The sequence below is a fragment of the Frankia sp. ACN1ag genome (genome assembly GCF_001414035.1).
Taxonomy (GTDB): Bacteria; Actinomycetota; Actinomycetes; order Frankiales; family Frankiaceae; genus Frankia; species Frankia torreyi.
On sequence record NZ_LJPA01000003.1, the window covers coordinates 162,275 to 174,234 of the forward strand.

The following is an 11,960-nucleotide window of genomic DNA, read 5'->3' on the forward strand; positions in this document are numbered from 1 at the left end:
CCGGCAGCGGCCGTAGACTTCACCGGATGCGGAAGGATGGGTGAGGTGGCGCGAAACTCTGACCGGGCGGGCGAACCACCGCCGCCGCCCGATCCCCTGCCGGTGGCCGTCGTCGACAGCCACTGCCACCTCGACCTCATGGACACCGAGGTGGACGCCGCGATCGCGGCCGCCGTCGCCGTCGGCGTCACCCGGGCCGTCACCGTCGGGGTGGACCTGCCGACGAGCCGGTGGCAGGCCGACGTCGCCGACGCCCACCCGGAGCTCTACGCGGCCGTGGCCATCCACCCCAACGAGGCCGCCCACGGTGTGAGCGAGGAGACGTTCGCGGCCATCACCGAGCTTGCTCGCCGGGACAAGGTCCGGGCCATCGGCGAGACCGGGCTGGACTACTTCCGCACCCCGCCGGAGGCGCACGCCGTCCAGCAGGAGAGTTTCCGCCGGCACATCGCGATCGCCAAGGAGACCGGCCGCGCCCTGATGATCCACGACCGGGATGCGCACGAGGACACGCTGCGCATCCTCGCCGAGGAGGGTGCTCCGGACACGGTCGTCTTCCACGCCTTCTCCGGCGACGCCGAGATGGCGAAGGTCTGCGCCGACGCCGGCTACGTGATGTCCTTCGCCGGCAACGTGACCTTCAAGAACGCGGCAAACCTGCGCGAGGCGGCCGCCGTCGCCCCGGCCGAGCTGCTGCTCGTCGAGACCGACGCGCCGTTCCTCACCCCGGTGCCCTGGCGGGGCCGGCCCGGCGGTCCCTACCTGATCCCGCTGACGCTGCGGGTGCTCGCCGAGACCCGTGGGGTGGGCGTCGCCGAGCTCGGCGCGTCGATCGCCGCCAACGCCGAGCGGGTGTTCGGGCCCTGGTAGGCACCGACGCGCTGCTCGCACCGGCCGAGCTGCGGGCGCTGGCGCACGCGCTGGACCTGCGGCCGACGAAGCGCCGTGGGCAGAACTTCCTGGTCGACGCGAACACCGTGCGCCGCCTGGTGCGCCTGGCCGACGTCGGTCCACGCGACACGGTCCTGGAGATCGGTCCGGGTCTCGGCTCGATGACCCTGGGGCTGCTCGGCACCGCCGGCGCAGTCGTGGCCGTCGAGGTGGACGCGCCGCTGGCCGCCGCCCTGCCGGTGACCGTCGCCGCCCGGCTGCCCGCCGAGGCCGCGGCGCGGCTGCACGTGGTGCTCGCCGACGGGCTGCGGCTGGGACCGGCGGACCTGCCCGCGGGCGTGCCCGCCCCGGACGTGCTCGCCGCGAACCTGCCCTACAACGTCGCGGTGCCGCTGCTGCTGGGCGTGCTCGAACGGCTGCCGTCGCTGCGCCGCGGCCTGGTGATGGTGCAGGCGGAGGTCGCCGACCGGCTGACGGCGCCGCCCGGCAGCCGGGTGTACGGCGCGCCCAGTGTGAAACTGGCCTGGTACGCGCGCAGCCGCCCGGCCGGCGGCGTGCCCCGCCCGGTCTTCTGGCCGCAGCCGAACGTCGACTCCGGGCTGGTCGCCTTCACCCGCCGGACCCCGCCGGCGCCGGCGGAGCTACGCGCCGAGGTGTTCGCCGCCGTCGACGCCGCGTTCGCCCAGCGCCGCAAGACGCTGCGCACCGCTCTGGCCCCCTGGGCCGGCTCGCGCGCCGCCGCGACGACCCTGGCGGAGGCGGCCGGGGTGGATCCCGGCGCCCGCGGCGAGACCCTCGACGTCGAGGCCTACTGCCGCCTCGCCACCGCCCGCGTCGCCGCCGAGCGCGCGCCCGCGGACTAACGTCGCCGGAGAGGCTCGGTCAGAGGGAGGCGATGCCAACGGCGCGGCGGACGCCCTGGAGGACGGGGCGGGCGCGGTCGCGGGCCTGCTCGGCGCCGGCGGCGAGGATGGCGTCGAGCTCGCTGCCAGGGGCGACGAGCGCCTCGTACTGCTCACGCAGCGGCGACAACCAGGCGTTGACGGTCTCGAACAGGGCGTTCTTCAGCTCGCCCCAGCCCGTGCCGCCCTGCTCCAGGCGGGTCCGCATCTCCTTGATCGCCTCGGGGGTGGCGAAGTTCTCGAACAGCGCGAACGCCGCCGAGGTGTCCGGGTCCTTCGGCTGCTCCACCGGTGTGCTGTCGCTCACGATGCCGCGGATGAGCTTCCGTAGCTGCTTCTCGGGGGCGAACAGGGGAATCGTGTTCTTGTAGGACTTGCTCATCTTGCGGCCGTCGGTTCCGGGCAGCGCCCGCGCCGAGATGCCGGCCGGATAGATTCCCTCCGGAATCCTCAGGCTGAAGACGTCGCCGAAGAGATGGTTGAACGAGCCGGCGATGTCGGCGGCATATTCAACGTGCTGCGACTGGTCCTGCCCGACGGGCACCACGTCGGTGTTCATGATGAGAATGTCGACGGCCATCAGAATCGGGTAGTTGAACAGGCCCATGTTGATCCCGGCGTCCAGATCCGCCACGCCGGACTCGGCGTTGCGGTCGCGGGCGGCCTTGTAGGCGTGCGCCCGGTTCATCAGGCCCTTGCCGGTGACGCAGGACAGCACCCAGGACAGCTCGAAGATCTCGGGGACGTCGGACTGGCGGTAGAAGACCGTGCGCGCCGGGTCGAGGCCGAGCGTGATCCAGGTGGCCGCCACCGACCGGGTGTAGCTCGCCAGCTCCCTGCGGTCGCGAATCGACGTGAGGGCATGGTAGTCGGCGATGAAGTAGATCGACTCGTAGGTCGAGGTGAGCTCCAGCGAGGGCCGGATCGCTCCGATGTAGTTCCCGAGATGCGGCTCGCCCGTCGGCTTGATGCCGGTCAGCGAGACCTTCGGCTGTTGCGCTGCCATGGCTGGGCAGTCTACGGAGGCGAACCGTGCCGGCGATTCGCCGGCGTCGTGGCGGGCTGGCAGTGTGGCGAGCTGGCGGCGTAGCGGGCTGGCGGCGTCCCGGGGTCGGGCCCGGGACGCGCCACCCGCGGCCGTCAGGCGTCCCCGCCGAACAGGCCGGTCACGGAGCCGTCCTCGAAGACCGCCTTGATCGCGGCGGCCAGCAGCGGGGCGATCGACAGTTCGGTGATCTTGTCGATCCGCGCCTCGCTGGGCAGCGGCAGGGTGTTGGTGAGGACGACCTCGCCGATCTCGGAGTTCTTCAGCCGGTCGGCCGCCGGCCCGGACAGCACGCCGTGTGTCGCCGCCGCGATGACGTGGGTCGCCCCATGCTCCTTGAGCGACTCCGCCGCCTTCGTGATCGTGCCGGCCGTGTCGATCATGTCGTCGACGATGACGCAGGTGCGGCCGCGGACCTCACCGACCACGTCGAACATCTTCACCTGGTTGGGCACGTCGGGGTCCCGCCGCTTGTGGATGATGGCCAGCGGGCAGCCCAGCCGGTCGGTCCAGCGCTCGGCCACCCGTACCCGGCCCGAGTCGGGGGCGACGACGGTGACTTCCGAGGTGTCCAGCTTGTTCTCGATGTAGTCGGCGAGCAGCGNCAGCGCGAACAGGTGGTCCACCGGGCCGTCGAAGAAGCCCTGGATCTGCGCGGTGTGCAGGTCGACCGACATGAGCCGGTGCGCACCGGCGGTCTTGAACAGGTCGGCGACGAGCCGGGCGGAGATCGGCTCGCGGCCGCGGTGCTTCTTGTCCTGGCGGGCGTAGGGGTAGAACGGCGCGACCACCGTGATCCGCTTGGCGCTCGCCCGCTTCAGGGCGTCCACCATGATCAGTTGCTCCATCAGCCAGGTGTTGACCGGCGCCGAATGGCACTGCAGGACGAAGGCGTCGCAGCCGCGGACCGATTCGGAGAAGCGAACGAAGATCTCGCCGCTGGCGAACTCGTAGGCGTTCGTCGGCACGGGTTCGACGTCGAGTGCGGCCGCCACCTCCGCTGCGAGGCCGGGGTGCGAGCGTCCCGCGAAGAGCATCAGGTTGCGCCGGTTCTCGGTCTGGTAGGCCACCGCGTTCTCCTCGGACGTGACGGATGATCAGATTGGGGTGCGCGACGTGCCGGCCCGGCGAGCCGCCCGACGCAGACCGCCGGGGCCGGGTCGGGGCGTCGGCGCGTTCGACCGGCGAGCCGTGGGCGGGCAGTCGCGGCGTCGGTCGGGCGGCGGGCGGTCGGGCTGCATCGGTCGGGAGGCTGGCGGTAGGAGCTCTGGCGGTAGGAGCTCTGGCGGTACGGGCTCTGGCGGTACGGGCTAAGGGGCGGTACGGGCGGGCTGGGATGGATGGTGGGCAGGTATGTCTGGGGCTTANCCGGTCCGGCGCCCGTAAGCGGGACGCGGCTGGTCGCGGGTCCGCTGCCGCCGTGGGGCTGTCGGCGGCGTGGGGCTGTTGGCGACGTGCCTTCGCGCGGGGGGTGCTGCTCCGCGCGGCCCGCCGAGGTGTCCGGACCGATGGGGCGGTGTGCATCCCCCCGCTGGTCAGAAGGTTGGGACCGACGCCTCTACGTTCTGCTTCCCGCTCCGGGAACGCCAGCGATGCCGGCCTCGCCTCCGCTGGTGTGCGCCAAGTCACCCCGACCGTGCGGGCCGGCGTCGGGCGTGCCGACCTCGGGCGCCTGCGCTGCGCGGGAGTCGACTGCGCGGGAGTCGACCGGCGTCGCGGTGTCGGGGACGGCGGGAACCGGCGAGGCAGCGGCGGCGGCCGCGGCCAGCGCGGCGGGGCTGCCGGGCCGGCGCCGCTCCGTCCAGCCCTCGATGATCCGCTGCCGCCCCTCGCGGATGGCCAGCGCGCCCGGCGGCACGTCCTCCCGGATGACGGAACCGGCGCCCGTGTAGGCGCCGTCCCCGACGGTGACCGGGGCGACGAGCATCGTGTCGCTGCCGATGCGGACGTCGGAGCCGATGACGGTGCGGTGCTTCGCGACGCCGTCGTAGTTCACGAAGACGGTCGTGCAGCCGATGTTGCTTCGCTCGCCGACGACCGCATCGCCGACGTAGGCGAGGTGGGGGACCTTCGTATGGTCGCCGAACTCGGCGGACTTCGTCTCGACGAAGGATCCGATCTTGCCCTCCCGGCCGAGCCGCGTGCCGGGGCGCAGGTGGCTGTAGGGGCCGACGGCGGCGCCGGCGCCGATCTCGGCCCGGTCGGCCGTGGTCCGCACGACGCTCGCCTCCGCGCCGACGATCGTGTCCGTGAGGGTGCACTCGGGGCCGACGGTGGCGCCACGCGCGAGGTGGGTGCGCCCGTGCAGGAAGGTGTGGGGGGCGATCGTCGTGTCCGGCTCCAGGGTGACGTCCGCGTCGATCCAGGTGGTGGGCGGATCCACGACGGTGGTGCCGGCCTTCATCGCCGCGATGACGATCCGGTCGCGCAGCGCCCGACCGGCGGCGGCGAGCTGGACCCGGTCGTTGACCCCGGCGGCCTCGACCGGGTCGGCGACGACCCTCGCCGCCACCGGACTGCCGTCGCCGACCAGTAGCCCGACGACGTCGGTCAGGTACTCCTCGCCCTGGGCGTTCTGCCTGGTCAACCGGGCCAGCGCCGCCTGGAGCGGGCCAGCGCGGAAGGCGTAGACGCCGGTGTTGATCTCCCGGATGGCGGCCGTGGCCGCGTCGGCGTCGCGGTGCTCGATGATCGCCCGGACCCCGCCCGCGGTGTCGCGCACGACCCGGCCGTAGCCGGTGGCGTCGTCGAGGACGGCGGTCAGCACGGTCGCGGCGGCGCGCTGGGCATGGTGATGGGCGGTGAGGGCGGCCAGCGTCTCCCCGGTGAGCAGCGGGGTGTCGCCGGGGAGCACGACGACCGTGTCGTCGGCGGCGAGCCCGTCGAGCGCCGCCAGGGCGACCCGAACGGCGTGGCCGGTGCCGTGCTGGCGGTCCTGCACGACGGTGATGACCGCCGGGGCCTGCTCGGCCAGCATCGCCGCGACCTGTTCCCGGCCGTGGCCGACGACGACGGCGGTGCGGGGCGCGGCCATGGTGCCGGCGGCGTGCAGCACGTGCCCGAGCAGGGTTCGCCCGGCGATGCTGTGCAGCACCTTCGGTGTCGTCGAGCGCATCCGTCGACCCTCGCCCGCTGCCAGGATGATGACGGCGGCCGGACGTGGTGATGTCACGCGATCTCCCGAATCTTCGGCCTGCACGACGATGGGGCGACGGGCACCACACTACCGCGACCTGCTGGCCGGGCCTGGGGAGGTGACGGCCGCCGGTAACACGCCGGGCGCCGTCACCGGGGGAACACGGCGGCCGCCCGGCGGGGAACGACCCGATCGATACCCCGCCGAAGCACTCGGTCGATCGCGGAGAAAGGGGGCGACGGCGGTCCGGCCGGCGCGGCGATACTTCCCGGCGATTCTTTGTGATGGTATTACTGGTAGTGCTCCGGTAGTGCTCCGCCGCCACGACTCGAACGTGGACTAAGAGAACCAAAATCTCCTGTGCTGCCGATTACACTACGGCGGACCGCGGGGAAAACATGCCAACTCTACCATCGTGGGGTGGCTCGGAAGGTAAAAGCAGGGTCGCGGACCACTGTCCCGCGGGTCGGGCCGCGCCGCGGTCCCCGCCGACCCGGCACAGCCCGATGCATCGGGCTCCCGCGGCGATCGGGGCGCACCGCACCACCGCCGCACCGCTGCGGGGCATGCCGCCCGGGGTAGGTGGCGTCGGGCGTCGCCGCGGTCGCCCCGCGAGGTTCCAGGCACGGTTGGCCGGTCGCCCTCCGGGGTGGTCCGGGTGGGGCCCCCGGTGGGGCGGGTACCCCCACGAGACGTAGACCTTTCGGGCGGGTGTCGGGCGGTGGGTCGACGGCGGTGCCGGCAGGCCGGGCGGTCGGGCCGCCGTATTGGGTGGCCCGTTTGCGTGGTGGACGCCGGCAATGGGGACTGTTGTCACATCGGCGGGCTACCGTGACCGGTGGAGTGCCGGCGCAGTGGACCTGCCGCGATGGACGGGACGAGGCGATGACCGCTACCGACACGGTGACACCGAGCGACAATCGGGCGCCGGATGACGACCGGGAAACGACTGCGGGGCAGGCTGTCGGCCGCGCCGATCCCGCCAACAGCCGGGGCAACGCCACCAGGCCCAGGTCGATGGCGAAGGCTCGGGCCGAACAGATCATCATGGTGACGACGATCATCGTTCCGCTTGCCGCGGTGATCGCCGCGATACCCGCGCTGTGGGGCCGGTGGATCTCCTGGCATGACGTCGTCCTTGCCCTGATCTTCTATGCCATCAGCGGGCACGGGGTGACGGTCGGATTCCACCGTTACTTCACCCACCGTGGTTTCAAGACGTCCCGGCCGATGCGCATCGCGCTCGCCGTCGCCGGCAACATGGCGATCGAGGGTCCGGTGATCCGCTGGGTGGCCGACCACCGGCGCCACCACGCCTTCAGCGACGCCGAGGGCGACCCGCACTCGCCGTGGCGCTACGGCCCCGGCACGTGGTCGATGATGAAGGGCCTCTACCACGCCCACGTCGGCTGGCTGTTCGACGTCGAGCAGACCGACCAGCGCCGCTTCGCCCCCGACCTGCTGGACGACCCGGACATCGTGAAGGTCAGCCGTTCGTTCGCCGGGTGCGCCTTCGTCAGCCTCGCCGCGCCGGCGATCATCGGCGGCCTCTGGGGCGGCTCGTTCGAGGCGGCCGCGCAGGCGTTCTTCTGGGCGGGCCTCGTCCGGGTCGCCACGCTCCATCACGTCACCTGGTCGGTGAACAGCATCTGCCACGTGCTCGGCTCCCGGCCGTACCGGTCGCGGGACCGTTCGACCAACGTCTGGCCGCTGGCGCTGCTGTCGATGGGCGAGTCCTGGCACAACCTGCACCACGCCGAGCCGACCTCGGCCCGCCACGGCGTGCGCCCCTGGCAGATCGACACCAGCTTCTACATCATCAAGCTGATGGAGACGCTGCACCTGGTCTGGGATGTGCGCTGGCCCGACCCGGCCCGCCTCGCCGCCAAGCGCGTCACCGCCGACGCGACCGCCTGAGCCCCCGACCTCACCGCGTCCAGCCTCGACGCCATCGGCCTGCGCCCGGCCGGCGGCGTCGGGGCGGCCCGTTCAGCCCTCCAGCTCGGCGGCGAGCGTCAGCCAGGCCTCCTCGGTGCCGTCCTTGTCGGCGACGACGGCGCGCAGCTCGGCGTCCAGCGCCAACAGGCGTTCGTGGTCGGTCGCCGCCTCGGCGAGGGCATGGTGGAGCTCCTGCTCCCGGCGGGTCAGCCGATCGAGGGCGCGTTCGAGGCGGGTCAGTTCCTTGCGGGCGGCCCGCAGCTCGCTGCCGGACCGGGACGGCCCGGTCGCCGTGCCGGTGGCGGATGCTGCCGTGCCGGAGGCCGCCGTCGCGGAGGCGGGAACGCCCGGCGCGGTTTCGCCGATCCGGGCGCCACCCGCGCCACCCCGGCCACCCGCGCCACCTGTCCCGCCCACGGCGGCCCCCGGGGCCGGCGGGGCCGAGGTGGCGGTCTCCGACCCGGCGGCGGCGCGGCGGGCCAGGTACTCCTCGATGCCGCCCGGCAGCATCCGCAGGTGGCCGTCGCCGAGCAGCGCCATCGTCACGTCGCAGGTGCGCTCGAGGAAGTACCGGTCGTGGCTGACCACGACCAGGGTGCCGGGCCAGGAATCGAGCAGGTCCTCCAACGCGGTGAGGGTGTCCGTGTCGAGATCGTTGGTCGGCTCGTCCAGGAACAGCACGTTCGGACGGGCCATGAGCAGGCGCAGGAGCTGCAGCCGGCGCCGCTCGCCACCGGAGAGGTCACCGACCCGGGTCCACTGCCGCGACGACGGCAGGCCGAACTGCTCCAGCAACTGCCCGGCGCTGCGTTCCCGGCCCCGCTCGACCTCCAGCGACCGGCCGACCTGCTCGACGGCCTCCAGCGCCCGCAGCGACGCCGGGAGTTCGATGACCTCCTGGGACAGCAGGGCGNGGCGGACGCTGGCCCCGACCTTCACCCGCCCACCGTCCGGGACGACGTCGCCGAGCAGGGTGCGCAGCAGCGTCGTCTTGCCGGCGCCGTTGACACCGACCAGCCCGATCCGGTCCCCCGGACCCAGCAGCCAGGTGATGCCGTCGAACAGGGTGCGCTCCCCGATCCGGACGGTGATGTTCTCCGCGTCGTAGACGTCCTTGCCGAGCCGGGAGGCCGCGAAGCTGCGCAGCGCCATCGTGTCGCGGGGCGGCGGCTCGTCGGCGATCAGGGCGTTGGCGGCGTCGATGCGGAACCGCGGCTTGCTGGTCCGGGCGGGGGGCCCGCGGCGTAGCCAGGCGAGTTCCTTGCGCAGCAGGTTCTGCCGGCGGGCCTCCGACGCGTCCGCCCGCCTGGTCCGTTCGGCCCGGGCGAGGACGTAGGCGGAGTAGCCGCCCTCGTAGGCGTCGACGCGCCCGTCGACGACCTCCCACACCCGGCCGCACACCTCGTCGAGGAACCAGCGATCGTGGGTGGCGACGAGCAGGCCGCCGCGCCAGCCGGCGAGGTGGGCGGCGAGCCAGGCGACCCCCTCGACGTCGAGGTGGTTCGTCGGCTCGTCGAGGATCAGCAGGTCGAGGTCCTGGACCAGCAGCCGGGCCAGCGCCACCCGCCGACGCTCGCCGCCCGACATCGGGCCGAGCACGTCGTCGAGGCGGTCCAGCAGGCCGAGGCCGGCGAGCACGCCGCGGCGGCGCGGGTCCGCAGCCCACTCGTGCTCCGCGCCGGTGCCGACCACGACCTCGCGGACCGTCCGGTCGGCGGGCAGCACGTCCGCCTGGGCCAGCGAGCCCACCCGGGTCGATCCCGCGAGCACGGCCCGGCCCGCGTGTGGCTCCGCCTCGCCCGCGATGATCCGCAGCAGGGTGGACTTGCCGGCGCCGTTGCGCCCGACCACCCCGATCCGCTCGCCCGTGCCGATGCCCAGACTCACCTGGTCAAGCAGGGTGCGGGTACCGAAGGCGGCGTCGACGTTCTCCAAACTGACCAGGACGGGGCTCACGGCCCTCCGCCCGACCCGTCCGCGTCGTCCGGTCCCTCCAGCACCCGGGCGCCGGCCGCCGGCCCGGAGGCTCGGCGCACGGCCCGGGCGACGCCCATTCCGGCCAGGCTCGCGGCCAGTTCGACGCTCTCGGTCGCCCCGGCGGCGAGGAAGGCGCAGGTCGGCCCCGAACCGCTCACGATGGCCCCGACGGCGCCGAGCTCGCGGCCGGTCTCCAGGACCCGGCGCAGCGCCGGCCGCAGCCGCAGCGCCGCTGGCTGCAGGTCGTTGACGAGGGCCGCCCCGAGCTGGGCGGGGTCGCCGGTGCGCAGCGCCGCCAGCACGTCGTCGGCGGGGGTGGGCCCGGTGCGCAGCCGGCCCTCGGACAGCTTGTCGAACTCGGCGTAGACGGCCGGGGTGGACAGTCCGCCGTCGGCGAGGGCGAACACCCAGTGGTACTCGCCGGTGGCCAGGACGTCGGTGAGCTGCTCGCCCCGGCCGGTGCCCAGCGCGGTCCCGCCGGTCAGCGGGAACGGGACGTCGCTGCCGAGCCGGGCGGCGAGGCCGGCGAGGGCGACCCGGTCGAGGCCGGCCTGCCACAGCGCGTCGAAGGCGACGAGCGCCGCCGCCGCGTCCGCGCTGCCGCCGGCCATGCCCGCGGCGACCGGGATGCCCTTGGCCAGGGTCAGGTGCACCCGCTCCGAGGTGATGCCCGCGGCCTCGGCGACCAGGTGCGCCGCGCGGACGGCGATGTTGTCACGGCCGGTGGGAACGATGGACACGTCGGGGGTGGTCGTGGCCGGGCCCCGCGCGGTCGGGTCGGCGCCCTCGCCGGAGACCTCGACGGTGACCACGACCCCGTCCTGGTCGCCGGGGGGCACCCCGTCGAGCGCCGTGGGGTCGAGCGTCGTGGGGTCAAGCTCCGTGGGGTCAAGCGCGGTGGCGGTCAGGTCGTCGAACAGCGAGACGGCCTGAAGCACGGTGATCACATCGTGGTAGCCGTCCGGCCGCAGCGGGCCGACGCCGAGATGCAGGTTGACCTTGGCCGGGGCCCGGACGGTCACGGCGGCGGTGCCGGCTCCCGCGCCTTGGCGCGGGCCCGGGTGGGATCGAGGCAGCGGATGCTCCTTCGCTCGGACTCACTCAGGCTCACTCGAGGGGACGGCTCTACTCGTGCGGGCGCCCCGCCCATACGGGCAGTGCGACCGGCCGGATCCAACCTATCCGCGGGCCCGGAGCGTATGACTGTCCGCCCACGGGGTACATGGGAGAACGGGATGCCTGGCTGGTGAAATCGGGCGGCTCGTGGCGTGGGTGACCCCGTCGGGGAGGGCCCACACGTGCTTCGGAACGCCACCCCGCCCGGTTGGACCTGGCCCTTCACACCTTTTCCCAGCTCCCCATGACGTCCGGCCTGCACATGCGTCGCCGTCGTGTCCTAGCTGACCCGCGGCGGCCCGGTCGGACCCGCCCCCGAAGGGCGGGCGGCGGCCTGACCCCGGGTGGTGCCCCGCGATCACGACCCACCCCGGGGCGCCGAAACCATGAAAGGGAGCACCATGACCACGACCACCAGCTCCGGAACCACGACGACCGGCGCCGGGACCTCGACCAGCGCCGGCCATGCGGATTCGCCGGCGACCGGCGTCGCTGGCCGGGCCGCTGTGCCGGACCGCAAGCACTCAACGGAGCTCATCAGCGAACTGGGCCGCACGTCGATCGCGGACGTCGTGGTCCGCAAGATCGCCGGGGTGGCGGCCCGCGAAGTCGCCGGCGTACACAAGCTGGGCACCGGCGGCGCCCGGGCGGTCGCCTCGGTGAAGGCCCGCATCCCCGGCGCGTCGGCCAGCGTCGCGCAGGGCGTCGTGGTCGAGGTCGGCCAGCGGCAGGCGGCCGTCGACCTGGACGTGGTCTGCGACTACGGCGTCTCCATCGTCGACCTGTCGCAGTCGATCCGGCGCAACGTCGTCAGCTCCGTGGAGGGGATGACCGGGCTGGAGGTCACCGAGGTCAACGTTGCGGTCGACGACGTCTACATCGCTGAAGACAGCCAGGAAGAGACCCGGCGGGTCGAGTGAGCCCGGTCAGGACGGGGGATACCGCCGCCTGGTTT

The 11,960-nt window shown here is 73.5% G+C and carries 9 protein-coding genes and 2 pseudogenes; 4 read left to right on the forward strand and 7 right to left on the reverse strand.

What is annotated here, in order from left to right; genetic code table 11:
* The first annotated feature begins 45 nt into the window (after positions 1-45).
* Together UK82_RS03370 and rsmA are read left to right on the forward strand one after the other, a co-directional pair.
* Positions 46-870, forward strand: coding sequence for a TatD family hydrolase (locus tag UK82_RS03370; RefSeq protein WP_044883363.1), 825 nt, complete (start codon positions 46-48; stop codon positions 868-870).
* A gap of 107 nt (positions 871-977) precedes the next feature.
* Positions 978-1,754, forward strand: a complete 777-nt coding sequence (rsmA, locus tag UK82_RS03375) for a 16S rRNA (adenine(1518)-N(6)/adenine(1519)-N(6))-dimethyltransferase RsmA (protein ID WP_236705453.1) — start codon at positions 978-980, stop codon at positions 1,752-1,754.
* Between the two features lie 19 nt (positions 1,755-1,773).
* On the opposite strand, the gene UK82_RS03380 is transcribed toward rsmA, so the two are convergent.
* From UK82_RS03380 to glmU, 4 genes and pseudogenes are all read right to left on the reverse strand, one after another.
* Positions 1,774-2,799 carry a tryptophan--tRNA ligase gene (locus UK82_RS03380; RefSeq protein ID WP_044883364.1) on the reverse strand — a complete coding sequence of 342 codons (1,026 nt, stop codon included), beginning with the start codon at positions 2,797-2,799 and terminating at the stop codon, positions 1,774-1,776.
* Between the two features lie 134 nt (positions 2,800-2,933).
* Positions 2,934-3,442: ribose-phosphate diphosphokinase (gene prs / locus UK82_RS35395; protein WP_236705454.1), on the reverse strand; the 509-nt coding region annotated here is incomplete at its 5' end.
* 1 nt (position 3,443) lies between these two features.
* Positions 3,444-3,908: pseudogene (gene prs / locus UK82_RS35400) on the reverse strand (ribose-phosphate diphosphokinase); the annotation flags it as partial.
* Positions 3,909-4,396: 488 nt separating this feature from the next.
* Positions 4,397-6,010: a bifunctional UDP-N-acetylglucosamine diphosphorylase/glucosamine-1-phosphate N-acetyltransferase GlmU gene (gene glmU / locus UK82_RS03390; protein ID WP_083507039.1), complete on the reverse strand. Its 1,614-nt coding sequence runs from the start codon at positions 6,008-6,010 to the stop codon at positions 4,397-4,399.
* Between the two features lie 849 nt (positions 6,011-6,859).
* Between glmU and UK82_RS03400 the strand changes: the two genes are divergently transcribed.
* Positions 6,860-7,891 carry an acyl-CoA desaturase gene (locus tag UK82_RS03400; RefSeq protein WP_055406347.1) on the forward strand — a complete coding sequence of 344 codons (1,032 nt, stop codon included), beginning with the start codon at positions 6,860-6,862 and terminating at the stop codon, positions 7,889-7,891.
* Positions 7,892-7,963: 72 nt separating this feature from the next.
* On the opposite strand, the gene UK82_RS35405 is transcribed toward UK82_RS03400, so the two are convergent.
* From UK82_RS35405 to UK82_RS03410, 3 genes and pseudogenes are all read right to left on the reverse strand, one after another.
* Positions 7,964-8,825 (reverse strand): ATP-binding cassette domain-containing protein (locus UK82_RS35405; RefSeq protein ID WP_236705455.1); only part of this gene is annotated, 862 nt, incomplete at its 5' end.
* 1 nt (position 8,826) lies between these two features.
* Positions 8,827-9,868, reverse strand: a pseudogene (locus tag UK82_RS35410) (ABC-F family ATP-binding cassette domain-containing protein); the annotation flags it as partial.
* The gene (locus UK82_RS03410) at positions 9,865-10,911 is read right to left on the reverse strand and encodes a 4-(cytidine 5'-diphospho)-2-C-methyl-D-erythritol kinase (protein WP_044883369.1); all 1,047 of its coding nucleotides are present in this window, start codon (positions 10,909-10,911) and stop codon (positions 9,865-9,867) included. The gene UK82_RS03410 and the pseudogene UK82_RS35410, both read right to left, overlap by 4 nt.
* 495 nt (positions 10,912-11,406) lie before the next feature.
* Here UK82_RS03410 and UK82_RS03415 point away from each other — a divergent pair, with 495 nt between their 5' ends.
* Positions 11,407-11,925 carry an Asp23/Gls24 family envelope stress response protein gene (locus tag UK82_RS03415; protein WP_055406275.1) on the forward strand — a complete coding sequence of 173 codons (519 nt, stop codon included), beginning with the start codon at positions 11,407-11,409 and terminating at the stop codon, positions 11,923-11,925.
* The last annotated feature ends 35 nt before the right edge of the window (positions 11,926-11,960 follow it).